25 protein-coding genes are annotated in these 25,729 nt (G+C 46.8%); 21 read left to right on the top strand and 4 right to left on the bottom strand.

Going from position 1 to position 25,729, the window contains the following annotated elements; all coding sequences use genetic code 11:
• Positions 1-87: 87 nt before the first annotated feature.
• The 17 genes from mraY to ACYVF1_RS18995 all read left to right on the top strand — a co-directional run bounded on the left by mraY (position 88) and on the right by ACYVF1_RS18995 (position 17,709).
• Positions 88-1,296, top strand: a complete 1,209-nt coding sequence (gene mraY / locus ACYVF1_RS19075; protein ID WP_461081735.1) for a phospho-N-acetylmuramoyl-pentapeptide-transferase — start codon at positions 88-90, stop codon at positions 1,294-1,296.
• Positions 1,297-1,420: 124 nt separating this feature from the next.
• Positions 1,421-1,864 (top strand): 50S ribosomal protein L13, encoded by a 444-nt coding sequence (gene rplM / locus ACYVF1_RS19070; protein ID WP_461081733.1) that lies wholly within the window; start codon positions 1,421-1,423, stop codon positions 1,862-1,864.
• Positions 1,865-1,870: 6 nt separating this feature from the next.
• Positions 1,871-2,257, top strand: coding sequence for a 30S ribosomal protein S9 (gene rpsI, locus ACYVF1_RS19065; protein WP_461081731.1), 387 nt, complete (start codon positions 1,871-1,873; stop codon positions 2,255-2,257).
• 153 nt (positions 2,258-2,410) lie between these two features.
• A complete protein-coding gene (rpsB, locus tag ACYVF1_RS19060) occupies positions 2,411-3,244 on the top strand; it encodes a 30S ribosomal protein S2 (RefSeq protein ID WP_461081729.1) in 834 nt (277 codons plus the stop codon).
• A gap of 214 nt (positions 3,245-3,458) precedes the next feature.
• On the top strand, positions 3,459-4,292 hold the full coding sequence (tsf, locus tag ACYVF1_RS19055; protein WP_461081727.1) for a translation elongation factor Ts: 834 nt from the start codon (positions 3,459-3,461) through the stop codon (positions 4,290-4,292).
• Positions 4,293-4,788: 496 nt separating this feature from the next.
• A complete protein-coding gene (locus ACYVF1_RS19050) occupies positions 4,789-5,394 on the top strand; it encodes an RNA polymerase sigma factor (protein WP_461081725.1) in 606 nt (201 codons plus the stop codon).
• A gap of 220 nt (positions 5,395-5,614) precedes the next feature.
• The gene (locus ACYVF1_RS19045) at positions 5,615-6,445 is read left to right on the top strand and encodes a mechanosensitive ion channel family protein (RefSeq protein WP_461081723.1); all 831 of its coding nucleotides are present in this window, start codon (positions 5,615-5,617) and stop codon (positions 6,443-6,445) included.
• Between the two features lie 65 nt (positions 6,446-6,510).
• A complete protein-coding gene (locus tag ACYVF1_RS19040; RefSeq protein WP_461081721.1) occupies positions 6,511-7,533 on the top strand; it encodes a DUF3078 domain-containing protein in 1,023 nt (340 codons plus the stop codon).
• Positions 7,534-7,605: 72 nt separating this feature from the next.
• Positions 7,606-7,938 carry a large-conductance mechanosensitive channel protein MscL gene (gene mscL / locus ACYVF1_RS19035; RefSeq protein WP_461081719.1) on the top strand — a complete coding sequence of 111 codons (333 nt, stop codon included), beginning with the start codon at positions 7,606-7,608 and terminating at the stop codon, positions 7,936-7,938.
• A gap of 89 nt (positions 7,939-8,027) precedes the next feature.
• Entirely contained in the window at positions 8,028-9,380 is a 1,353-nt protein-coding gene (gene murD, locus ACYVF1_RS19030; RefSeq protein WP_461081717.1) for a UDP-N-acetylmuramoyl-L-alanine--D-glutamate ligase, read from the top strand.
• A 65-nt stretch (positions 9,381-9,445) separates the two neighbouring features.
• Positions 9,446-10,567, top strand: a complete 1,122-nt coding sequence (locus ACYVF1_RS19025; protein ID WP_461081715.1) for an FtsW/RodA/SpoVE family cell cycle protein — start codon at positions 9,446-9,448, stop codon at positions 10,565-10,567.
• Positions 10,568-10,606: 39 nt separating this feature from the next.
• Positions 10,607-11,698, top strand: coding sequence for an undecaprenyldiphospho-muramoylpentapeptide beta-N-acetylglucosaminyltransferase (murG, locus tag ACYVF1_RS19020; protein WP_461081713.1), 1,092 nt, complete (start codon positions 10,607-10,609; stop codon positions 11,696-11,698).
• A gap of 71 nt (positions 11,699-11,769) precedes the next feature.
• Positions 11,770-13,155 carry a UDP-N-acetylmuramate--L-alanine ligase gene (murC, locus tag ACYVF1_RS19015; protein WP_461081711.1) on the top strand — a complete coding sequence of 462 codons (1,386 nt, stop codon included), beginning with the start codon at positions 11,770-11,772 and terminating at the stop codon, positions 13,153-13,155.
• Between the two features lie 37 nt (positions 13,156-13,192).
• Positions 13,193-13,966, top strand: coding sequence for a cell division protein FtsQ/DivIB (locus ACYVF1_RS19010; protein ID WP_461081709.1), 774 nt, complete (start codon positions 13,193-13,195; stop codon positions 13,964-13,966).
• The gene (gene ftsA / locus ACYVF1_RS19005; protein WP_461081707.1) at positions 13,963-15,384 is read left to right on the top strand and encodes a cell division protein FtsA; all 1,422 of its coding nucleotides are present in this window, start codon (positions 13,963-13,965) and stop codon (positions 15,382-15,384) included. Before ACYVF1_RS19010 ends, ftsA begins: the two co-directional genes overlap by 4 nt.
• 75 nt (positions 15,385-15,459) lie before the next feature.
• Positions 15,460-16,944 (top strand): cell division protein FtsZ, encoded by a 1,485-nt coding sequence (gene ftsZ, locus ACYVF1_RS19000; RefSeq protein ID WP_461081705.1) that lies wholly within the window; start codon positions 15,460-15,462, stop codon positions 16,942-16,944.
• A gap of 60 nt (positions 16,945-17,004) precedes the next feature.
• Positions 17,005-17,709 carry a DNA alkylation repair protein gene (locus ACYVF1_RS18995; protein WP_461081703.1) on the top strand — a complete coding sequence of 235 codons (705 nt, stop codon included), beginning with the start codon at positions 17,005-17,007 and terminating at the stop codon, positions 17,707-17,709.
• 85 nt (positions 17,710-17,794) lie between these two features.
• Here ACYVF1_RS18995 and ffh read toward each other — a convergent pair whose 3' ends face one another.
• Positions 17,795-19,114, bottom strand: coding sequence for a signal recognition particle protein (ffh, locus tag ACYVF1_RS18990; protein ID WP_461081701.1), 1,320 nt, complete (start codon positions 19,112-19,114; stop codon positions 17,795-17,797).
• 294 nt (positions 19,115-19,408) lie between these two features.
• On the opposite strand from ffh, the gene ACYVF1_RS18985 reads away from it, so the two are divergent.
• On the top strand, positions 19,409-19,711 hold the full coding sequence (locus ACYVF1_RS18985) for a hypothetical protein (RefSeq protein WP_461081699.1): 303 nt from the start codon (positions 19,409-19,411) through the stop codon (positions 19,709-19,711).
• Positions 19,712-19,848: 137 nt separating this feature from the next.
• Entirely contained in the window at positions 19,849-20,691 is an 843-nt protein-coding gene (locus tag ACYVF1_RS18980) for an endonuclease/exonuclease/phosphatase family protein (protein WP_461081697.1), read from the top strand.
• Positions 20,692-20,756: 65 nt separating this feature from the next.
• Here the strand turns inward: ACYVF1_RS18980 and ACYVF1_RS18975 are convergent, their stop codons facing one another.
• Positions 20,757-22,475, bottom strand: coding sequence for an amidohydrolase (locus ACYVF1_RS18975; protein WP_461081695.1), 1,719 nt, complete (start codon positions 22,473-22,475; stop codon positions 20,757-20,759).
• Positions 22,476-22,649: 174 nt separating this feature from the next.
• On the opposite strand from ACYVF1_RS18975, the gene ACYVF1_RS18970 reads away from it, so the two are divergent.
• Together ACYVF1_RS18970 and ACYVF1_RS18965 are read left to right on the top strand one after the other, a co-directional pair.
• Entirely contained in the window at positions 22,650-23,870 is a 1,221-nt protein-coding gene (locus ACYVF1_RS18970; protein ID WP_461081693.1) for an NADP-dependent isocitrate dehydrogenase, read from the top strand.
• A 139-nt stretch (positions 23,871-24,009) separates the two neighbouring features.
• Positions 24,010-24,417: a Dabb family protein gene (locus ACYVF1_RS18965; RefSeq protein ID WP_461081691.1), complete on the top strand. Its 408-nt coding sequence runs from the start codon at positions 24,010-24,012 to the stop codon at positions 24,415-24,417.
• 96 nt (positions 24,418-24,513) lie between these two features.
• Here the strand turns inward: ACYVF1_RS18965 and ACYVF1_RS18960 are convergent, their stop codons facing one another.
• Positions 24,514-24,753 (bottom strand): T9SS type A sorting domain-containing protein, encoded by a 240-nt coding sequence (locus ACYVF1_RS18960; protein ID WP_461082300.1) that lies wholly within the window; start codon positions 24,751-24,753, stop codon positions 24,514-24,516.
• Positions 24,750-25,667, bottom strand: a complete 918-nt coding sequence (locus tag ACYVF1_RS18955; RefSeq protein WP_461081690.1) for an FG-GAP-like repeat-containing protein — start codon at positions 25,665-25,667, stop codon at positions 24,750-24,752. The genes ACYVF1_RS18960 and ACYVF1_RS18955 overlap by 4 nt, the downstream gene beginning before the upstream one ends.
• Positions 25,668-25,729: the final 62 nt, after the last annotated feature.

Raw genomic sequence — 25,729 nt, 5'->3', positions numbered from 1 at the left:
ACAAAGAGCGAAAGAGCGAAAGAGTGAAAGTGCGTAACGCTATTCCCTTTCACTCTTTTGCTTTTTCACTCTTTCGCTCTCTAAAAAATGCTCTATTACCTCTTCCAGTTTCTTGACGAACGTTATAACATTCCCGGGGCCGGGGTTTTTCAATACATTTCTTTTCGTGCGTTGGGCGCTGTTGTTACGTCGCTGTTCATAGCCGCTGCCTTTGGCCGGCGGATTATTGATACGTTGCGAAACCTGCAAATCGGCGAATCGATACGTGATCTGGGGCTGGAAGGTCAGATGCAGAAGCGCGGTACGCCGACAATGGGTGGGTTTATCATTCTGGCGTCGCTGCTGATACCTGCCCTGTTATTTGCCAAACTTTCGAACGTATACGTAGTACTTGCCCTCGTCTCAACCGTCTGGACAGGGATGATTGGCTTTCTCGACGATTATATTAAAGTTTTTAAGAAGAATAAGGAAGGGCTCCAGGGCAAATTTAAAGTAGTTGGGCAGGTTGGACTGGGGCTTATTGTTGGGCTGACGCTGTATTACAATGACTACGTTAAAATCCGGAAATACGCCCCCCGCCGGCTCAATACGTCGGACGTACCAGATGTTTATACTGACATAAAATCGACGCTGACTACGGTTCCATTCGTCAAAAACATTGATTTTGATTACAGTACGTTGCTTTTCGGGTTTTTACCCGATAGTTACACTTGGATTGTCTACGTATTGGTTTGTATTTTCATCATTACGGCCGTATCGAACGGAGCTAATATTACGGATGGTATCGACGGATTGGCAGCTGGTACATCGGTGATTATTGGGCTGACGCTGGGTGTACTGGCCTGGTTGTCGAGCAATAAAATTGCGTCGCAGTACCTTACCATCATGTATATTCCGAATTCGGGTGAACTGGTGATTTTCTGCGCTGCTTTCGTAGGGGCCTGCGTCGGTTTCCTATGGTACAATTCGTACCCGGCGCAGGTGTTTATGGGCGATACCGGTAGTCTGATGCTGGGCGGAGTTATTGCCGTTTTGTTTCTGGCGATACGTAAAGAATTGATGATTCCGCTGGTTTGCGGCATTTTCCTGGCCGAAAACATCTCCGTGATTTTGCAGGTGACGTATTTTAAATACACCAAACGAAAATACGGGGAGGGAAAACGTGTCTTCCTGATGGCCCCTTTGCATCACCATTTTCAGAAAAAAGGCTATCACGAGGCCAAGCTGGTGACTCGTTTCTGGATTGTCGGAATTATCCTGGCGGTTATGGCACTGGCTACGCTAAAGCTGCGGTAAAAGGATTTATCAGCATACCCTTGTTTTTCAGCCCTATAACGTCTATATTTGCACTCCCGTTTCGTAGGCGGGAGTGCTTTTTTACAAGCAAGTAGTTAGAAATCAACCAATTAGTCTCCATAAAGTGAACACACTCAGTTACAAAACCATCTCTGCTAACAAAGAAACGGCGCAGAAGGAATGGGTTGTGGTTGACGCTCAGGGTGCAGTACTCGGTCGGCTGGCCAGTCAAATTGCATCGCTGATTCGCGGAAAACACAAAACCAACTTCACCCCGCACGTTGATTGCGGAGATAACGTGATTGTCATCAACGCCGAGAAGGTGCGCCTGACGGGCGACAAGATGACCGACAAAGTTTACGTTCGCCACACGGGCTACCCCGGCGGTCAACGTTTTGCTACGCCCCGGATTCTGCTCGAAAAACACCCTGAGCGGATTATCGAACACGCTGTGAAAGGTATGCTGCCTAAAAATCGGCTTGGTCGGCGGTTGTATACCAACCTGTATGTTTATGCTGGTGAACAGCACCCACACGAGGCTCAGCAACCTAAAGCCGTAAAATTCTAAGTCATAATGGAACGTATTAATACCATTGGCCGCCGTAAAACAGCAATCTCGCGCATTTATATGTCGGCGGGTAGCGGAGCCATTTCGGTTAACGGAAAAGATTACAAGCAATACTTTCCGACCGAAGTTCTTCAAATTATTCTGAACCAGCCCTTTGCTACGATAAACGGTGTGGGCGGCTACGACGTAAAAGTGAACGTTCGCGGTGGTGGTGTGGCTGGTCAGGCCGAAGCTACGCGTATGGCAATTGCCCGGGCACTGGTCGAGATGAACGCTGAATTTCGTCCAGCTCTGAAAAAAGAAGGTTTCCTGACTCGGGATTCGCGGATGGTAGAACGGAAAAAGTATGGTCGTCGGAAGGCGCGCCGTCGGTTCCAGTTCTCGAAACGTTAATTGGCAGAGGGAGTTTGGTCATGGGCAGAGGGATTCTCCTAATGACTTGCCTTTTTACTCCTGTGCAAATCTGTCCAGACTGCGCTTAGATGATGCCGATGCGCGGTGCTGCGTACTAGTTTATTTAATCATTTTCATTGTTCATTATCAGAAATGGCACAAATCGAATATAAAGAACTCCTCGACGCGGGCGTGCACTTTGGGCACTTAACTCGCAAATGGGATCCCCGGATGTCTCCGTATATCTTCATGGAGAAGAACGGCATCCACATTATTGACCTCAATAAAACACTGGCTGCTCTCGACGAAGCTTGCAATGCCATCAAAGGGATTGTACGGTCGGGCCGGAAAGTGATGTTTGTGGCTACCAAAAAACAGGCTCAGGAAATTGTTTCGGAAGAAGCCCGTCGCCTGAAAATGCCATACGTAACTGATCGTTGGCAGGGTGGTATGTTGACTAACTTCGCAACCATTCGGAAATCGCTGAAGAAAATGCAAACGCTGGACAAAATGCTGAAAGACGAGGAGACCGTCAAAGGCATTGCCAAGCGTGAGCGTTTGACCCGGACTCGCGATAAAGAGAAACTGGAGCGCGTACTAGGCGGTATTGCCGATCTTACCCGTTTGCCAGCTGCTCTGTTTATCGTCGACGTAAAGCGTGAGCACATTGCTGTTGCTGAAGCACACCGTCTGGGTATCCCCGTATTCGCTATGTGCGATACCAACTCAAATCCTGATTCAGTAGAGTTTGCTATTCCAGCTAACGACGATGCGTATAAGTCGATTTCGCTTATTACGTTAGCCATTGGTAAGGCCATCGAAGAAGGTCTGATGGAGCGGAAGCAGGATAAAGACGATCAGCGCATTCAGGAAGAAGAGGAAGCCAAACGTAACGAGGACCTGGCTCAGGCTCGTGCCGAAGGTGAAACTCAACCTGAGGCTGAAGTAGCGCCAACTCCAGTTGCTGAAGACGAGCAAGAAGCCTAAAAAAGTTATAATGTTACATGGTTATAGGGTTGTAAAGATTCTTAGGGCAAACCCCAACTTTATAACCTTATAGCTTTACAACTCTATAACTTCACAAATAGCCCGTAGCCAGCCGCTATGGGCTATTCTGTAACTGACGAGGCTACCTGTAAAGTCTTTGTTAGGAAATCACAGAATAGAAAACAGAAACTTAACAACTGAAAATTTCACGAAGATGGCAATTACTGCTGCTGACGTAAACAAGCTTCGGCAAGAGACCGGAGCCGGTATGATGGATTGTAAAAAAGCCCTTACCGAAGCTGATGGTGATTTTGAAAAAGCAAAAGAAATTCTGCGGAAGCAAGGGCAGAAAATAGCTGACAAGCGTGCCGATAACACAACTGCAGAAGGCATTGTGCTGGCACACGTTAGCCCAGATGGCAAATCAGGCAAGGTAATCGCTTTGGCTTGTGAAACGGAACCCGTATCGAAAGTAGCTGATTTCCAAAATTTGGCTATGGCGGTTATTAGCACAGCAGTGGCTACCGATGCTACAGATAAGGCTACGCTGCTGGCAACACCCCAGGCTGATGGCCGCTCGCTGCAAGACCACATCACTGACCTTATGGGTAAAATCGGTGAGAAAATCGACGTAGCGTCTTTCGAAACCGTATCAGCCGACAAAGTTGTTTCGTATATCCACTCGAACGGTAAACTCGGCGTATTGGTTGGACTGGATAATACCAGTGGAACTGACGTAACGGAAGTTGGTCGTGATGTAGCGATGCAGATTGCCGCTATGAAGCCGGTTGCTCTGGACAAAGATGGCGTTGACGCGACCATCGTAGAGCGGGAAATTGAAATTGGTAAGGAGCAGGCGCGTCAGGAAGGCAAGCCAGAAGCAATGCTCGAAAAAATTGCCATGGGTAAGCTGAACAAATTCTATAAAGAGAATACGCTTCTGAATCAGGAGTTTGTTAAAGACAGCTCGCTGACCATTGCACAACTTTTAGAAAAAACCAGTAAAGGTCTAACCGTTTCTAGTTTTAAGCGGGTAGCAATTGGGTAATATATTTCTAATTTTTTTGAAAAATCCTGGTCTTGCGATCGGGATTTTTTGTGTTTTAAAAGGGTAAGTTATGTAAGGTATTCAAGTTGAACTATTTAAGAATAAATACTCGAAGAAACTGTGGTCTTAATCCATAAACTTATATACATCAAAAATACATCAAAACATACATTTCAATATTACAGGCATTATAAATAACTGAAATTCAGCATACTTTGCGAATTGTTTGATTTGCAAAGTATTGTTAGAAAAGTTGAGAGGGGTATCAATTCTGTAGTGGAATCTTCATAAAGGTTACGGAGAATTATCATTTCCTTTCAAGAGGAGATTTTAACGGGTTGGAAACGTATTTTTTGCACTCAACGAGACCTATAACGTGTTGTTGAGTGCAAAAAAATGGCAATCCATACGTATCCACTTTTTACTTAAACGGAATCGTCTCCGCTACTACGTTACTTTTCTAACTTTTTGTGTCTTAATCACCATTACGTGTACTATGGAACAGATTTCGGACGAGGAATTAGTTAGATTATATATTAACACGCAGGAAAATAGATACTTTGAGCGGATATATGAACGATACTGCGATAAAGTATACCGCAAATGCCTGTCGTTTATGAAGGACCCGATTCGGGCAGAAGATCTAACGCATGATATTTTTTTGAAACTGGTCGTTAAACTGAGCGGCTTCCGTGAGCAGTCGAAATTTTCGACCTGGTTGTATTCGATCACTTACAATCACTGCACAGACCAGTTACGTTCACCCCATCTACGTCGTGAAATTTATGTGGATGAAGGTTGGGAACGAATGAATGTTAGTAGCGATGAAGAGTTGGCTGATATTGAAGAAATGGAAGCGCAGCAACTTGAACAGGCTATTCAGCGATTGGCGCCCGATGAACAGACAATGTTATTGATGAAATATCAGGATGATATTAGCATCCGGGAAATTGCTGACATTAATGGATTGACCGAAAGCGCGGTCAAAATGCGGCTTAAACGGTCGCGCGATAAACTCCGCAAATACTACCTGGAAGGAGCCGTGTTCTGGTTATTACTGGCAATTAAAGCTGTACTGTCTGCCCGCGATTTTTTCCGCTGAAACTAGTTTGTTTGCCATGGATAAACCGAATCCATTTAAGCTAATAGAGCCAACGGACCCTTGTCCTCCACGTCTGAAAAGGGAGATAGTTTCTGAAATCGATTTGATTCGGAATGCTATCACCGTAATTGACGTCTTCATTGGCGACTTATTTAGTACGGCTTCTACACTGGCAAACCCACCACACTTACATGAGAAAGAAGAAAAATAGTTTGTATGTATGAATCAACTACCCGAATTAACTGAAATATTAAGGAACACCTTTCAAAATCTGATAGATCAATTTGTTGATTTTGTTCCTCGCTTACTCTTTGCTATTATCATTCTGGCCATTGGATTTGGTATCGCCCGTTTAGTTTCTTATATAGTTCTGCGGGTGCTGGGGCAGGTAGGTTTTGATAAAATTGGTCATCGGTTGAATGAAATAAAACTCATAAAACAACTTAAAACAGAAGTTAAACTGAGTGAAATTCTCTCTAAAGTACTCTATTACTTTATTCTGCTCGTTTTTATCAAAGCAGCTACTGAAAAGCTGGGTGTGGCGGCCATCACGGAGATGGTGGCCTCGCTCATACAGTTTATTCCCAAACTGATTGCCGCTGCTATCATGCTCCAGGTGGGTGTGTTGCTGTCGGATGGGATTCGGGCTGCGGTTTTAAGCGTTTGTCAATCGTTCAATATCGCTTCTGCCCGGCTGCTGAGTACCATTGTGTTTGTGTTTTTTCTAGTCATTACTATCATCAGCGCACTTGGTCAGGCCGGTATTAATACAGAATTATTGGAATCAAGTTTCAATCTGGTTATTGGTGGAATAATATTTGCCTTTGCGGTTGGATACGGCCTGGCTTCCCGCGATTTAATGGCGAATATTCTGTCTTCGTTTTACACGAAAAATAAATACAGAGAAGGGCAAATTATACAGATTGATAACGTGAAAGGGCCAATACTACGTATCGATAGTCTATCATTGACAATACAGACCGGTGATACAACCACGGTTCTCCCGCTGCAAACGCTGCAAACAAAAAAAGTAGAAGTATTCGATAATTAAGCTTCTTTTAAAGAAAGATTAGTAACGGGTTAATCCTTCTTTAGCAGCTAAACTTCTATACTTCAATGAAAAAAAGCGCGTTGTACGTAGTGCTAAGCTGGTTTTGTTTACACCAGTGCTGGGCACAGGATTCTGGCAAAACGGTATCACCTGATTCGATTAGAGTTACCAAAAATTTTAAGGACACGGTTGCCGTAAAACCCGATACGTCCTATTGGCAAAAGTCATTTAGTGGCGGCATCAATTTCAATCAGGCGTCGTTCAGTAACTGGTCAGGTGGAGGAGTTAATTCAGTTGCTCTCGGTGCAATTGTCGCAGCCCGTGCCCTGTACGAAAAAGGCAAAACATCCTGGGATAACACGGCTGATTTGCAGTTAGGTTACGTAACGCAGTTGGGTACAACCCGTAAAGCGGCCGATCAGATTATCGTCATTTCGGTGCTGGGCCATCAGATTGCTTCGAAATGGGATATGTTCGTTTCCGGTACGTTCAATACGTTTTTTGCACCAGGATACCGATACGACAAACTACCTGCCGACCAGACTCGCCTGAAGGTATCTAACTTTTTTGCGCCTGCCCAATTCACATTTGCCGTTGGTATTGCCTACAAACCTAATGATTGGTTTTCACTACGTATGAGTCCACTGGCTCCGCGTTTCACATTCCTTTCAGATCAGAGCGTGCGGGTGAGAGAATTGGCCAATGGTACGTTTGTGCCTGACCTGACGCAGAAAGCATATGGTGTCGATCCCGGCAAAACTACCCGAACCGAGTGGCTGGCGTTTCAGCTACAGACCGTACTAAATCGAAATCTTACAGAGAATGTATCGTTAAATGCTCGTTATCAACTTTTTACGGAGTATTCGCATCTCGATAACATCAACCACCGGCTCGACTTGATTTTGACGGCCAAAGTGAGCAAATACCTCAGTACTACGTTTGGTCTGATTGCGCTTTACAATAAGGATTTCAGCTCCGAATTACAACTCCAGCAGACACTTGCCATTGGCTTAGTTTATAACATCAGTTCATTTCGTACAAAGAAGGATAGTCAGAAATCGACGGCTCCATTGCCAGGACGTTTTTAGTTTGCGTTTTATTTTTACCTTTATCGCAATTGCTTTACCGTCAGTCATTTTTAACCTAAAACTAATCCATCTATGTTAAATGAATTTAAAGCTTTCATTGCGCAGGGAAATGTGCTTGACTTAGCCGTGGGTGTAATTATTGGTGCAGCCTTCGGTAAAATCACTTCGTCACTGGTTGAAGATATCATTAATCCGATACTGGGATTAGTATTGGGTGGAATTGACTTCAGTCAACTCAAATATGTGCTGAAAGAAGCTGTTGGTACAGAGCCAGAAGTAGCCATTCGTTATGGTAATTTTTTTAATACAGTAATTCAGTTTTTGATCATTGCGTGGGTCATTTTCCTGATCGTAAAAGCCGCTAATCGGATGCGGCTTTCATCATCGATGGCTACGAAAGAATAGCAATAACCGAAGAAATTTTATGGAAATGCCCTGGCTATGGTTGGGGCTTTTTTTTTTATACGTTACTTTGCCAATAGTACGTATCGAGTATGTCAGTTAAGCAATTAGTTATTCTTGGTGGGGGCGAAAGCGGTGTAGGGGCTGCGTTACTAGCGCAGGCTAAAGGTTTCTCTGTGTTTCTTTCCGACAAAGGAGCATTAAAAGAAAGTTACCGGACAACGCTGGAAAAAGCCGGTATTCCATTTGAAGAAGGTACGCATACCGAAGCCCGAATTCTGTCGGCCGATGAGGTTATAAAAAGTCCGGGTATTCCCGAAAAAGCGCCATTGATTCAGCAACTGCGTGCGCAAAATACGCCCGTTATTTCTGAAATCGAATTTGCGGCCCGCTACACGAAAGCGAAGCTCATTGGTATAACAGGTAGTAACGGTAAAACCACTACTACGTTACTGATTTATCACCTGCTCAAAACAGCGGGCTTGAACGTAGGCCTGGCGGGTAATGTAGGCGATAGTTTTGCCGAACAAGTGATTGCCGATACGTTCGATTACTACGTTCTCGAATTGAGTAGCTTTCAGTTAGACGATATGTACGATGTGCATCTGGACGTAAGGGTTCTGCTGAATATTACGCCTGACCACCTCGACCGTTACGGCTACAATTTCCAGAATTACATTGACTCGAAATTTCGGATTTTACAAAACGCCCGATCAGACGATACGTTCATCTATTTCGCTGAAAGCCAACCGATTCAGAATGAACTTGCGAAACGTAGCATAGTTGTGAATCGACTACCCGTTTCGTTGCAGTCGCCGGTGATGCCGGGGGGCTATATTCAGGATGGCAAACTGATTGCGCAACGTAACGGGCATTCATTTGCGGTAGCTCAGGCTGATACGCCCTTACGTGGTCCGCACAATGCCATAAACATGCTGTCGGCCATATTAGTGGCGCAGACGCTGGGCGTAACGAATGAAGCCATTATGGCCGGTCTAACGTCATTTCATAATGCCGCCCACCGTCTCGAACCGGCCGGAACCATAGCTGGAATTCAATTTATTAACGATTCCAAGGCTACCAATGTGGATTCGGTTTTTTATGCTCTATCGAGTATGGAAACGCCCACTATCTGGATTGCAGGCGGACAAGATAAAGGCAACGACTATACTCAACTGGACGACGTAGTAAGCCAGAAAGTAAAAGCACTTATTTGCCTGGGCGTTAATAATCACAAATTAATCGAGCATTTCGGACGTAAAATTGCCCAAATCTTCGAAACGCAGCAGGTAGACGAAGCCATCGCAAAAGGCCTGGAGTGGGGCGAATCCGGCGACGTAGTGTTATTGTCGCCCGCTTGTGCCAGTTTCGACTTATTCAAAAATTACGAGGATCGAGGCAATCAATTTAAAGAAGCAGTAAGAAAAAAAATGGCTGATATATGAAGTAGAATATATCTATCGCACTTCTGCATTATACATCATATATCTTACATCATACATTCAAAAACATGGCTCTTCGCGACTGGATTCGTACGCATCTCAAAGGCGATCGCCAGATCTGGTGGTTTGTGCTTTATCTTTCCATTATGAGTGTACTTGTCGTATACAGTGCGACAGGAACCAAGGCATTTCGGGAACTGGACGGAAATACCGAAGTATTTTTAGTAAAGCACGGGGCTCTACTGTTGGCAGGTATTGCCTGCACTTATTTCGCTCATCAAATCAACTACGTCCATTTCGCACGATTGTCGAAATATGGCCTTTGGTTGTCGATCCCGTTACTGTTATGGGCTTTTTTTGGGGGCGAAGCACGTAACGATGCCTCGCGTTGGGTAACGATTCCATTAATTAACCAGACGTTTCAGCCGTCTGACTTAGCAAAGCTGGCGCTCATCTCCAACCTGGCGGCCATGCTGGCGAAACGGCAAAAGTTCATGAACGATCCTAGTGTTCTGTTCAACCTGATTATCTGGATTGCGCTCATCTGTTCGCTGATTATTCTTTCCAATACGTCGACGGCGCTGTTGTTGGGCGCTACGTGTTTCCTGCTTATGTACATCGGACGGGTTCCGGTACGTTACCTGGGCTATATGATTGTGGCCTGTATTATATTCGGCGGTATCGCACTAGCCGCCGGACAGCGATTGGGGACGGCGGTGAATCGGGTTTCCATGTTCGCCAAATCAGACAGTATTCCATTTCAGGTTGAACAGTCCTATATCGCTCTGGCGAATGGCGGTCTCACCGGACAAGGGCCCGGTAACAGCCACCAACGTAACACCTTACCCAACCCTTTCTCCGACTTTATTTATGCCATTATTGTGGAAGAATACGGGCTGTTGCTGGGTGGAATTCCAGTGGTGTTGGCGTACATCTGGTTTTTGTGGCGAGGTATGAAAACGATCCATAAAGCTACCCGACCGTTTGGCGGACTTCTATCCGCCGGACTTACGTTTAGTATTGTTTTTCAGGCTTTTGCGAGTATTTGCGTTGCCATTGGTATGGCGCCGGTAACAGGTCAGCCGTTGCCTTTACTGAGTATGGGTGGTACGTCGCTTATATTCACGGGAATAGCCATTGGTATTGTGCTGAGCGTAAGCCGGGAAGAAGCCGACGAAAGCAAAATTTAGAAATTAAGTGGTCGTCAATGGCCAGAGACTTATAAACGAATGAAAGTTATCATCAGCGGAGGGGGAACCGGCGGGCATATTTATCCGGCCATTGCTATTGCCAACGAGCTGAAAACCATCGATCCCGCAACAGAGATTCTGTTTGTTGGGGCTGAAGGCAAGATGGAAATGGAAAAAGTGCCCCGCGCTGGCTATACAATTGTTGGCCTGCCGGTGGTTGGCATAAAGCGTGAACTGACGCTCGCTAATCTGGGATTCCCATTTAAACTGGGCCGGAGTTTGCTACGTGCCCGGCAGATCGTGCGTGAGTTTCAGCCCGACGTAGCGGTTGGGGTAGGGGGCTACGCGAGCGGGCCGCTGCTGTTGGCGGCTTCGCTTAAAGGAGTTCCTACGTTGATACAGGAACAAAATTCGTATGCAGGGCTGACGAATAAAGCGCTGGCTCGCTGGGCAAAACGTATCTGTGTAGCGTATCCGGGTATGGAAGCATTTTTTCCGGCCGATAAACTAAAATTAACCGGCAATCCAGTACGTAGTGACATCCAGTTTGCCGATCAACAGATAGTAGCAGGTCGTGAATTATTTGCTTTAGAAGAAACTCGCCCTACGGTATTAATTATCGGCGGCAGTCAGGGGGCACGAACGATTAATGAGTGCATTGAAGCAGGATTACAGCGTTTCGTTGATGCCGGTGTTCAAGTAATCTGGCAAACGGGTGCGGGTTTCATTAGTCGTGCGCGGGAAGTAGTAGCGGCCGTTGGCTCACCGCTGGTGAAAGCGTATGACTTTATTTACGATATGGATAAAGCCTACGCTGTGGCCAATATTGTCATCTCAAGGGCGGGTGCTTTATCGGTTTCTGAACTTTGTCTGGTAGGTCGTCCAGCTATTTTGGTGCCCTTTCCGGCAGCTTCGGAAGACCATCAGACCAAAAACGCGATGAGTCTGGTAAAGAATGATGCCGCTCTGCTCGTTGCCGATCGAAATGCGCGTGAAGAACTAATTACAGCCGCTTTGAATTTGCTGAATAACCCAACACAGCAGAAGCAACTAAGCAGTCAGATAAAAACGCTGGCGAAGCCTAACGCGGCTCGTGATATTGCCGAAGAAGTAATAAAACTAACCAAATAAAGTGGATAGCGTAAACACGAACGTAGCAAAGTAAAGTGCTAAGTTCTGTTCCTACCATTCCAACTGAACGAATGACGTTAACACAGTTCAAATACATTTATTTTCTGGGCATCGGCGGAATCGGCATGAGTGCGCTGGCCCGCTGGTTTCGCATCAATGAATACGTAGTGGCTGGCTATGATCGCACATCTACTACGTTGACGGAAGCGCTTGAAAACGAAGGAATAGCAATTCATTTTTCGGAAGATGTTGAACAAATCCCGGCCTTGTTCCGCGAGAACCCGGCCGAAACATTGATCATCTATACACCCGCTATACCGAAAACTCATGTAGAGTATCTCTATTTTGTAGAAAAAGGCTTTACGTTGCAGAAACGTTCGCAGGTGCTGGGCCTGATTGCCGGGCAGATGACAACGGTGGGCGTAGCCGGTACGCACGGGAAAACCACTACGTCGTCGATGGTGGCGCATATTCTGCGGGATGCTAATGTGAACTGTGCCGCTTTCTTGGGCGGAATTACTAATAATTATGGAACAAATTTTCTGCTGAATGAGCCTGCCGATGACCTTCGTTCAGTGGTTTGCGTGGTAGAAGCCGATGAGTTCGACCGGTCGTTTCTGACGCTGTTTCCTAAATACGCAATCGTTACGTCGACTGACGCTGATCACCTCGATATTTATGGGGCTCACGATGCTGTTCTCCAATCGTTTAGTCAGTACGTTAGCCAAATTGAGCCAGACGGAATGCTCTTTATGAAAAAAGGATTAACGCTGGCTGACAAAACATCTGCTACTGTTCGGGAGTATTCACTACAAGAAGGCGATTATTATAGCCAGAATGTTCGTATTGAACAGGCAACTTTTGTATTTGATTTAGTGCATCCGAACGGAATTATTGCAGATATTCGTCTGTCAATACCTGGTTTTCATAATGTTGAGAACGCAGTTGCTGCCGGAGCCGTAGCGCTGGAGGTAGGCGTATCACCCGAAGCCATTCGCTCGGCGTTGAGCAGCTACCAAGGCGTACGTCGTCGATTTGAATACATCCTGAAAACTGATTCTGTCGTACTTATTGACGATTATGCGCATCATCCAGCAGAGGTGAAAGCGTTTCTGACATCAGTAAAGGCGTTATACCCTGATCGGGAGTTGACGGCAGCTTTTCAGCCGCACCTGTTTAGTCGTACCCGCGATTTTGCTGAAGGGTTTGCCGAAAGCCTTTCGCTAGCCGATCATGTAATTCTGCTGGATATTTATCCGGCCCGCGAATTACCCATTGAAGGTGTTACGTCGGACTTGATTTTTCGGGGCATTAAATCGAAAACTAAACAAAAATGCACCAAAGACGAATTACCCGACGTTGTGCGACAAATGAAGCCGTCATTACTGGTAACTATTGGGGCAGGCGACATTGATCAACAGCTTTCAGCCTTAAAAAGCATTCTATCGTACCAATAGATAAAAATATATCGAAAACAACTCAGCTTATTTATAGATGTTTTCTACCTTTAAATCATCCAAAAAGGTGCTGTTGGTCACCACTGGGCTTTTAAGCCTGATCGGGCTAATTGCCTTTACCGAAGTTCGGCACGGGCAAAAGACTGTTCGACAGGTTGTGATTCAGCTCGATAAGGTTGAAGGACATCGGTTTCTGACCCGTCAGGATGTGATGGGGTATTTAACCAATGAAAGCGCTGACCCTATTTTGGGAAAGGATTATGCCGATGTTGATTTTCAACGGCTTGAAAAACGGTTGAGGCAGCATGGATTAGTGAAAAACTGTCAGATATCGCGTGACTTGAACGGCGATTTGCTGGTCGTAATTGAACAGCCTCGTCCACTGGCGCGATTGATGACTTCGGGCGATGGATTGCGGTCGGTGTCAGGGCAGTACGTGAGCGAAGAAGGGCGTTTTTTCCCAATTTCGATGAATTATACGGCGCGAGTACCTATTCTGACGGGGGCTTATTTCTCCCAGAACCGTTCGCTGGCGAATGAGCGAAATCGACCGTTGCTAGATTTATTGAAGCGTATTCATGACGACCCGTTCTGGCGTGCACAAATCGCTGAATTGTCGGTGGATGAGCAGGGAGAAGTTGTTATGTGGCCTCAAATTGGCAATCACCAGATTGAGTTAGGGCCGCCGACCGAACTGGACGCAAAGTTTAAGAAATTGAAGTTAGTTTATACAAACGTTTTACCGTCAGGTAATTGGGACCACTACCGTCGTGTAAACGTTCAATACCGAAACCAAATAGTTTGCCAATGACAACCATGGGCGTAGACGGAGAAATTGTAGTAGGTCTGGATATCGGTAGCACCAAAGTTTGCGCCGTAGCCGGTCGATTGATTCGCAATAAAAAGGACCAGGAGACTCTTGAAGTATTAGGAGTAGGCGAAACATCCTTGACAGATGGTGTTGCCAAAGGTTCGGTAGTGAACGTTCAGAACACGGTAAACGCAATTCGGCGGGCCGTGGAAGAGGCTGCAAACCAGTCGAACGTCGACATTGAGCGGGTCAATGTTAGCTTCAGTGGCGCACACGTTACGTCGGTGAAGTCGAGCGGGAGCATTACGCGCTCGTCATCGGGTGATGAAGTGCAGACCGAAGACATCGATCATCTGCTCAATGATATGTATCGTACCTCAATTCCGGCCGATAAGGAAATTATCCACGTTCTGCCGATGGATTTCGTGGTCGATACAGAAGTTAATGTCAACCAACCAGTTGGACGTAATGGTATAAAACTAGGAGCTGATTTTCAGTTGATTACGGCTCAGGCTAATGCGGCACGTAACATTCGTCGGTGCATAACCCGTAACAACCTGACTCAGGATACGATGATGCTTTCGGCGCTGGCCTCTGGTTTGGCAGTGCTGACTGATGAAGAAAAATACGCGGGTGTAGCTCTGGTCGACATTGGCGGTGGCACCACCGAAATGGCGATTTACTACCGCAACGTACTACGTCACGTAGCCGTGTTTCCATGGGCAGGTAATAGCCTGACGTCGGACATTCAGACGGGCTGCAAAATTCTGCCCAACCAGGCCGAATTGCTCAAGAAGAAGTTTGGCAGCGCTAACCCGTCGGACTATAACCTGAACGAGGTGGTAGGCGTACCGGGTCTGAGTAATCGAAAACCCAAGGACGTACTGCTCAAGAACGTAGCAGTAATCATTGAAGATCGGTTACGGGAAATTGCTGCGCTTGTGCAGGCTGAAATCATCCGCTCAGGTTATGAAAATAAACTGCTGGGTGGGTTGGTACTGACAGGTGGTTCGGCGATGATCTCGGGGGCGGAACAGATATTCAGTCGGGTAACTGGTCTGGAAGAAGTTCGGGTTGGCTACCCTGAGCACCTCGAACCCAATGGCCGCGCTGATCTAGTGGCCGATCCGGCGTATGCAACCGCTGTAGGCTTAGTTTGGGCTGGGTATAAGACGCTTGACAACCGAATTTCGTTCATAACCGACCCGAACCGACCACGTACCGAAGAGTCTCATTTAGGCAATGTACCCAACGGGCAAACCAATGGTGGGAGAGATAAACCATCGGGAACAAACGGAAAACCGCCTACTCCACCACAACCACAACCGGACTCAGAGGAAGAGGGTGGTTTGTTTGGCTGGCTTCGGCGTTTGACGCGTCCCATTCGCGGGAACGAAACCGACCATTATCCGGGCTAACAAACCGGGTTTCGCTTGACGTAGTAATCGTCGACAAAAGTTTTTGAAAACCAATAGACATCATTTACCCATACGATGACTAGTCAGGGCTATAGATTCGAAATGCCAGACAACAACCCCATTATCATCAAGGTTGTTGGTGTAGGCGGCATGGGCGGGAATGCCGTTAAACACATGGATAAAATGAAGATGCAGGATGTCAGTTTTGCTGTTTGCAATACTGATCGTCAGGCTCTTATGAATAATCCAGTGAAAACGAAACTGCAACTGGGCGATGGCCTGGGTGCGGGAACTGATTGGAAAGAAGGTGAAAAAGCAGCCCGCGACAGCATAGAAGAGATCGAAAACCTGCTGGCTTCTCCCACCAAAATGGTGTTCATTACCGCCGGTATGGGCGGGGGTACAGGTACTGGTGCGGCTCCAGTTGTGGCTGAAGTGGCTCGTAAAATGGGCTTACTCACTGTAGCCGTCGTTACAGCGCCGTACTGGTACGAAGGAACAGACAAAAAAGAACAGGCTCGCGAAGGTATCGAAAAGCTGAAAGATAGCTGCGATACGGTACTTGTAGTGCTCAACGATAAGTTAGCGGAACTCTACAGCGAGCTTACCTGGACCGAAGCTTATGCCCACGCCGACGACGTACTGGCCAATGCCGTAAAAAGTATCGCTGAGATTATCACTACGCAGGGCGATATCAACGCTGACTTTGCCGACGTAAAAAAGGTACTCGAAGGCGCCGGTCAATCAGTGATGGGTTCGGCGGAAGCTGCGGGTGAAGATCGGGCGCTACGTGCCATCGAATCCGCTCTGAATTCTCCGCTGCTCAACGACCACGACATCCGGGGCGCTAAGCGTATCCTGTTAACAATTTCGTCGAGTAAACAGCATGCCATGTTGTTGAAAGAGCAAATGGCGATCTCGGAGCACGTATCCAAGAAAATTCAAAGTGAAGCCAAGATGTTTAAGTTTGGCGCTATCACTGATGATACGCTCGGCGATAAACTTCGGGTTACGATCATTGCGGCCGGTTTCGATGGTACGTCTAAGCTGATGGAACAGCTGAAGAAACCCGATGATGAAGTAGTTCAGGAGAAAACGGCTGATACGAACCCAGTTGTTGATGACAAGGACAATAACAGCGGTGATGTTGACGCACAGTTAAACGAACCAACGGGCAGTCTGGAAGGTGAAGAAGAGCCATCGGGTGACTTGGTACTAGTCGATGATGAAGGGAGCGAGGTTGATGTGAAGCCGCCGGTTACGCTCAAAAACGACGATAAGAAAACGCCAACTGGCTACAATGGATCAACTATTGTTCTGAATGAGCCTATAAACAAGTCGTATCCCGAGCCGGATTTTGATGATGATACGTTGGTATTGGACGAAGAAGAGCGCCCTGATGATACTGACCTGATCAAGCGAACAATTGAAATGTTTGTGAAGGGTCAATACCTGGCTGCCGACCTCGACAGACCGACCTTTGAACGTAATAAAACGGTGTTGTACTCCATCCCAATGCTATCGGAACAGGAGTTTATTCGCTCCAAACTGAACGATTAATCGTAAGTATTCGCTAGATTTTGGCAGAGACTCACTCGAGTCTCTGCTTTTTTTGTGTACATGGAACAAACCTACCAGACTGCTAAAACTGCCATTATTGCGCTGGCTCAGCCGGAGCGAGCTGTAATGGTAGCCCGATTTTTTAAAACTGGTCCTGGTCAGTATGGCGAAGGAGATCAGTTTATCGGGCTTTCGTTACCACAGATACGCGCCATCGTGAAGCTATTTCAAACTCTGCCGCTTGACGAGGTTGAAAAACTGGTTCAGGATCCGATTCACGAATGCCGGATGGCTGGTTTGCTGATTTGGGTAAAGCAGACAAATAAAGCTGGTTCGATGGATAGAGCCACTATTTTGGAGCGATACGTAGCGAACCGACAGTTCATTAACAACTGGGATTTAGTCGATGTTACGTGTCCGCACATCATCGGGCGTTACGTTGTTCAGGGCGACCGGTCGATCCTTTACGATCTCGTTCAGGAAGAAAATCTCTGGAGTAAACGTATCGCCATTGTATCAACACTTGCCCTGATTCGACTTGGACAGTTCAGTGATACGTTCGCGCTGGCCGAATTGCTCCTGTCGCACAAACATGATTTAATCCATAAGGCAGTGGGTTGGATGCTGCGGGAAGTCGGAAAACGTAACGTCGATGCGTTGGAAGAATTTTTGCATGACCATATCCGACAAATGCCCCGAACGGCGCTACGTTACGCTATCGAGCGCTTCGAACCTTCTCATCGACGGTATTACCTGGATTTATAAAAATCGGGGTTCAAATTCCTGAGTTTATAACTTGGAATCTGAACCCCGAAACTTTGACCTTGCATAAAGAGTCAAGCCGACAAACCTAGCGCATCATCTTGTTCAGTTTGCCTGACGCCTGCATAGTATTCATTTTCTTCATCATCTTCCGCATTTCGTCAAACTGCTTCAGCAAATTATTGACCTGCTGAATGTTCGTCCCGCTACCATTGGCGATACGTTTTTTGCGACTGCCGTCGATGATGTCGGGACGTTGCCGTTCTTTGGGCGTCATGGAGCTGATGATGGCTTCGATGGGTTTGAAGGAATCATTGTCGATATCTAAGTCTTTGATCATCTTGCCCATACCCGGAATCATACCAAGCAGGTCTTTTACGTTACCCATCTTTTTAATCTGTTGCAACTGCGACAGGAAATCGTCGAAGTCGAACTGATTCTTCCGCATCTTGGCGTTGATACGTTTGGCTTCTTCTTCATCAAAAGCCTGCTGCGCCCGCTCTACCAGCGAAATAACGTCGCCCATTCCCAGAATCCGGCTGGCCATCCGGTCGGGGTAGAAAACGTCGAGGGCTTCCATTTTCTCGCCCGTGCTGATGAACTTGATGGGTTTGTTAACGACCGTTTTGATCGAAAGAGCCGCACCACCCCGAGCGTCGCCATCGAGTTTAGTTAAAACAACGCCGTCGAAATTAAGCCGTTCGTTAAAGGTTTTTGCCGTATTCACAGCGTCCTGCCCCGTCATGGAATCGACTACGAACAGTGTTTCAGTAGGCGAAATCGCACGTTTTACTGCTTCAATTTCCTGCATCATGGCCTCATCGACGGCCAGACGTCCGGCTGTATCGACGATGACGATTTTCTTGCCAGTTTTCTTAGCCTGATCAATGGCGTTTTTGGCAATGGCTACGGCGTTTTTATTCTCAGGCTCGGAATAAACCTCAACCCCAACCTGCTCGCCCAGCACTTTCAACTGGTCGATAGCGGCCGGGCGGTAAATGTCGGCGGCAACCAGCAAAACGTTACGTCCCTGCTTTTTGAGGTAGGACGATAGCTTTCCGGAGAACGTTGTTTTACCCGAACCTTGCAAACCAGCGATCAGAATAACAGCCGGGTCACCTTTGATATTGATTCCCTGCGCTTCGCCCCCCATCAACTCGGTCAGTTCTTCCTGCACGATTTTGACGAACAACTGGCCGGGTTCTACCGAAATAAGTACTTTCCGGTCGAGGGCTTTATCGCGGATGCGGTCGGTAATTTCCTTCGCTACTTTGTAGTTTACGTCGGCGTCGGTCAGTGCGCGACGAACTTCTTTGATCGTCGCTGCTACGTTGATTTCGGTAATGCGGCCTTGCCCCTTGAGGGTTTTAATGGCCTTATTTAATTTATCCTGAAGATTCTCGAACATAATTGTGGTAAACGATAGGACAAAGATAACAGTTTCCGGTAGGCAATACGTAGCGAGTTGGCCAGAGGAAAAAATTGTGTGAGCACACGTTTTTATTTATTTATTTTTCTGGATCGTTTTTGTGCAATAAATTTTTGGCACTATAGTTGATATAGAAAATAATAATTCGATTTCTATAAATTAAACACAACTCTATGGGGCAATATTACTGTTTTGGGTTATATTTGTGATGGACGCACGTTATGTGCAGGAATCGCGAATACGACGCCTAAGTGATTCTAAACCAATTGCCCCATGAGAACTCCTTTGATGAAAAAAACGACCGGCTATCTGGCAATGGCGTCGTTAGCGATTTCCTCTTTCTTTGTGTTTAATGCTCAGCCCGTGCAGGCAGCTCCCGCTGCGTTCATGTCCATCCTTATCGATGGTCGTAAATCGGCCGATGGCCCCGTGTTAGCACGTAATACGACCTCGAAAGCGGAAACCGCGACGAAAGATCAGCAAAAGCATGATAAAAAAACAATTAGCCGGTGCTGGAAACGTATTATTACAGCGATCCGGGAAGTGAATCACGCTCATCGGAATAACCAGAAATAACCAACCTACTGAGAATAGAATCCCCGCTACGTGAGGCAACGTAGCGGGGATTTGTGTTTGTTATGCGTTAATGAAATGCTGGAAACAGGTAACGAGTTATGATTACATTTGCTTTCTGAACCCTAAACTTTTTCGCTATGCGTTTAATGATGTATTGCTTATTGGGGGCTCTGTTGATGGCTCAACCTACAATTGCTCAGAAAATGGAACCCATCACCGTTGCTACCTATAATCTTCGCTATAAGAATAAAAATGACGGCCCGAATGTCTGGGATAACCGAAAAGAGAACGTAAAAGCGCTTATTCGCTTTCACGAATTCGAGTTGTTTGGTACGCAGGAAGCTTTGCGTGAACAGTTGAACGACGTTGCTGAATTACAGGATTTTGCGTTTATTGGTGCCGGTCGCGATGACGGTAAAGAAGCGGGTGAACACTCTGCTATTTTCTATAAAAAAGACCGTTTCAAGGTATTACAATCTGGAAATTTCTGGTTGAGCGAAACGCCCGATAAACCTGGAAAAGGCTGGGATGCTACGTGCTGTAATCGGATTTGCTCGTGGGCAAAATTCAACGATCTGAAGAACAAGAAAGAGTTTTATTTCTTCAGCGTTCACTTCGATCATCAGGGTGTCGAAGCGCGTCGGCAGTCAGGAAAGCTGATGGTATCTAAAATTAAAGAAATCGCTAAAAACGAGCCCGTTATTCTGGCTGGTGATTTCAATTCCACACCCGAAACGGAGCAAATTCAAACCATCAAAACCCTGCTCAGCGACGCTCACGACGTAACGACCACCCCCCCATACGGCCCGGAAGGTACGTTCAACAGCTTCAAATTCGACGCGCCAATGGACAAACGTATCGATTACCTTTTTGTTAGCAAGCCGTTCAAAGTTTTGAAATACGGTGTACTGACCGATGCAAAAGAACAACGCTACCCATCTGATCATCAGCCTGTGATGATTAAAGTAGTGATGAATTAATACAAGGGAACACCTACAAAACACGACGTGCCCCGATTACGTAATCGGGGCTAGGTTATTAAATTTTATTCCGAGCGAGACGAAGATACTTTTGATGCGCCCGATTTTTCTTTCGCTTTGTCTTTTTCAAGCTGTTTTTTCACGGCTTCGCGCTGATCATCACGTAGTGTCGGGTAGGTAATTCCTAGCTGCTCCAGATACGTTTTGTTCGTGGATGGGTCGTAATAAAACTTCTCCAGTTTTGGCTTAAATTCAGCCATGATCTTCTTATTCAGATAAATAGCAGGCTGTTCTTTAGGCGAGATCAACGGTTCGTACTTAATATCTTTCGTTTGCTCGTCCTTGTAATACGTCCATGACTCCTTAATAAGCTCAGGCTTCATGAGCAAGTCGAGGAGCGTCATGGCTTCCGCTTTTGCGCCGTAAACCACGCCTTTATGCGCAATCGGCGTAGCCATCGAAATAGCGTTGGCCCAGTGGTGGCCCGGCAGTCCTGGAATGTTACTCGGGTAACGTAGCACAATCGTCGGCAGTGACCAGGAAATGTCGGCAATATCGTCGGAGCCACCGCCCATGGGAGTCATGGCTTGTCCGCCCATCATCACTACTGGAGCCGATGACGTCGGCATACCCATCGAATCCAGTTTGGTAGCCAACCCATCAACTTTGGGGGCTGCCAATTCAATTTGTGAAGCTCTGGCCAGTAACTGGTCTTCTTCCGACCAGGTAGGCAACCCTACTTTTTTAATGTTTTCATAAGCCGCAGCTGCCATCACTTTATTGGTGTGCACCGGCCAGGCCGATCCCAGAATTTCGTAGGTAAACTTGGTGTCGGTCATCAGGGCGGCCCCTTCGGCTATTTTCACCCCTGTTTCAAAAAGCTTTTTGATTTTGGGGTACGTCCGTTCGCGGAAATAATACCAAACGGCGGCTTTCGAGGGTACTACGTTCGGCTGGTCGCCACCGTCGGGGATAACGTAGTGCGAACGCTGGGTCAGTTCAAGGTGTTCGCGCCGGAAGTTCCAGCCGATGTTCATCAACTCAACAGCATCGAGCGCGCTACGTCCGCGCCAGGGCGCACCAGCCGCGTGCGCAGCCTGACCTTCGAAGTTAAATTTAACCGAAACAAGGCCGTTGTTACCATTATCGCCCCACGATACACCCAGATTATTGCCGACATGCGTGAAAATACAGGCGTCAACATCCTTAAAATAACCATCGCGAACGTAGAAGGCTTTCGTGCCCACAAGTTCTTCGGCAACACCCGGCCAGAGCATCAACGTACCGGGAATTTTCTCCCGTTCCATTAATTTTTTTACCGCCAGCACAGCCACAATGTTAAGCGCCTGGCCCGAATTATGGCCTTCGCCGTGTCCAGGAGCACCTTCTACAATCGGGTCTTTGTAGGCAACACCGGGTTTCTGACTGGCTTTCGGAATGCAGTCGATATCGGAGCCAATGGCAATCAGGGGCTTTCCTGATCCCCACGTAGCAATCCAGGCGGTCGGAATATTTGCTACGCCCTTCTGGACTTTGAACCCTTCTTTCTCAAGCAATCCAGTCAGGTATTTAAATGATTCCTCTTCCTGAAAACCCAGTTCCGAGAAGCTGAACAGCATATCGTTAATTTGCTGGGCCATTTTTGCATTCGCTTCTACGGCGGCTACGGCTTCCGCTTTCAGCTTAGCTAGTTTGTCGTCAGACTTAGCCGCTTTTTTAGCTTGACCGAAAATCAAAGCGGGTGTAAGAATGAGAATGATTAAAAGATTTGTACAGTTTTTCATGGGTAAAGCCAAATTTTATTGTGTATATATAGGCTATAGCTCCTAAAAATACGGAAATATCAGTATTTGCACTAATAAGGGCTTTATGATTTTTCAATTTCCCCCATTATCCCTAATTCACTACTTTTGCACCCAAGTTTTCGTATCGTTTTCAATCGTTTATAAAAAAGTCAAATGGAAAAAATTAAGGTAGCGAATCCGGTTGTCGAACTGGATGGCGACGAAATGACCCGTATCATCTGGAAATTCATTAAAGACAAACTGATTCTTCCCTACGTTGACGTTGATATTAAATACTATGACCTTGGTATTCAGTATCGCGATGAAACCGACGATCAGGTAACGATTGACGCGGCAAATGCCATTAAAGAATACGGTGTTGGTATCAAATGCGCCACCATCACGCCCGACGAAGACCGCGTTAAAGAGTTCAACCTCAAGCAAATGTGGAAATCGCCGAACGGTACGATCCGGAACATTCTGGACGGTACGGTTTTCCGCGAGCCAATCGTAATGAGCAACGTACCACGTCTGGTTACAAACTGGACGGCCCCGATCATTGTAGGCCGTCACGCGTTTGGCGATCAGTACCGCGCAACGGATTTCCTGGTTCCTGGAAAAGGTAAACTGACAATGAAATTCGAAGGCGAAGACGGTACCGTACAGGAATACGAAGTTTTCAACTTCAAAGGTCCGGGCGTAGCGATGGGCATGTACAACGTCGACGAGTCGATCCGTGGTTTTGCGATGGCCTGCTTCAACATGGCGCTGCAAAAAGGCTGGCCGCTGTATCTATCGACCAAAAACACGATTCTGAAAAAGTACGACGGCCGGTTTAAAGATATTTTCCAGGAGATTTACGAAGGTCAGTTCAAAGCGAAAGGCGTTCATTACGAACACCGTTTGATTGACGACATGGTAGCGTCGGCGCTGAAATGGAACGGTAACTTCGTATGGGCCTGCAAAAACTACGACGGTGACGTTCAGTCGGATACCGTAGCACAAGGCTTTGGTTCGCTGGGTCTGATGACGTCAGTACTGGTTACGCCTGATGGAAGCACGATGGAAGCTGAAGCGGCTCACGGAACCGTAACGCGCCACTACCGCGAATACCAGAAAGGCAACAAAACGTCGACCAACCCAATTGCTTCGATCTACGCCTGGACGCGTGGGCTGGCTTTCCGTGGCAAACTCGATGATAACCAGGCCCTCATCGATTTCGCCAATGCATTGGAGCAAGTGTGCGTAGAAACGGTTGAAAGCGGCAAAATGACGAAGGATCTGGCTCTGTCAGCTTTCCCAAATAACACAAATCTGGTGGCCGGTGAGCATTACCTGTACACCGAAGATTTCCTCGAAGCACTGGACGAGAACTTAAAAGCGAAACTAGCTTAACTCACCTAGTCATCTGAACCGGGATTTAGCTGATTTTAGGATTTTCTGGATTTTGTTTTTCGCTTCAAAGAATCGCTTAATCAATAACAAAATCCAGAAAATCCTAAAATCAGCTAAATCCCGGTTCAGATATAATCTCATGAAACACCTCCTGACCCTTGTTGCGCTAAGTTTGTTGTCAATCACGACCTATGCGCACACCTTACCTGGCGATCCGCCTGCTAAAAAGATGAAAGCAAATAGCGTTCAGCATATTGTGCTGTTTAAGTTTAAACCTGAGACTACACAGGAAAAGGTAAACGAAATCGTGGCGGCTTTTGAAGCGCTCCCCTCGAAAATTAGTCAGATCAAAGGCTTTCAGTGGGGAACCAACAACAGCCCCGAGAAACACGCGCACGGCCTGACCCACGCGTTTATTCTGACATTCGATTCCGAAAAAGATCGCGACGCTTATCTGCCTCACCCTGCCCATGGCGAATTCGGTAAAATCGTTGGGCCGTGGATTGATCAACTGACCGTCGTGGATTTCACAAATCAGGCGAAGTAACGTAGTACGATACCTTTTTAGGCTATTAAGAAACCCCTTCAACTAATCTGAAGGGGTTTCTTGTTGTGTACGGTAAAATAGAATGAGTTGAACGTATTACTGCTTAATCAGTCGAATCTCCCTACGCTGGGTGGACGTACTAACTTGTAACAGAAATACGCCCTGTTCAGCAATAGGTACCCGGACGCGCTCCTTGTCTGCTACGTATTCAAGATGAGTTTGATATATTGACTGCCCTTTCAGATTCGCTACGTTCAATTGAACAGACTGGCCTTCTGCTCCAATGATTTCGAGTTCTACAAATTCGCCTTCTATTGGATTACCCAGTACGTTCACCTGCAACTCCGACCTCTTTTCGGCTGGGCTATTGCAGGCGGAGTGAAGTTGCCTGTACCATCGTTGATGCGAAGACTCACCGTACTAGCCCCCTGGTTGGCTACTAACAGATCCAGATCGCCATCGCTGTCTACATCGCCCAATGCTACGTAATACGGAGATGAACCTACGGCGGGATTGGGATTTGTGGTGGGTGCGGTAAAATTGCCTGATCCATTATTAAGCCGAACACTTGCCGTGCCGTTACCGAAGTTAGCCGTCACAAAGTCCAGATCACCATCGCCATCTACATCGCCCACGGCTACATGATAAGGGCTAAATCCTACGCCAGGGTTAGGGTTGGTAGAAGGCGGTATAAAATAACCTCGTCCCGTGCCGCCTGTTCCTACCGTAAACTGGAACACATGGCCCCGTGCCAAATTCACACCCTGATCACTTTGGGCTGCGGACGTAATCGTAGTAAATACCGTCTCCCCTGCTCTGAAATTAGTAGTTGGGTCGAATGTGATGGTGTTGCCGTTGACGGTGGTAGTGCCTCTGGCTCCGCTTCGCATCTGTCCACCGCGTTGGGCACTGTATACCCGCATGGCGTTCAGGGTTGTTATACTACTGCTTATGGACTGGCTAAAGGTCAATTCTACATTCGTACTGGCAGAAGCGTTGCGCAAATTTCGACTAGGGTTTAGACCTGTCACAGTGGGGGCTTGAGCCTGGGAAAGCTGTATGCTCAAAAGCCCTGATAAAGTACAGAGTAGATGCCCATTTTTTACGAGAGGAATTAGGTAGCGTAGCGCTTTCAGCAGCCCGATACGTTGCTTCCGTTGGATACGTAGCGTTTGGTTCATAACGATATACAATAAGACCGTGGCGGTTGAAGGAGCCACGGTTTCAAAGCTATGGGCGCTACGTTCCATAGACTTTCACTATTGTAACATCGGCTTGACCTAAATTGTAACCTGCTCAACAAAATTGAGAA

Source organism: Spirosoma flavus (genome assembly GCF_054778555.1).
The sequence above is the reverse complement of the archived record's forward strand: the minus strand, read 5'-3'. Positions and strand labels throughout refer to the sequence as shown.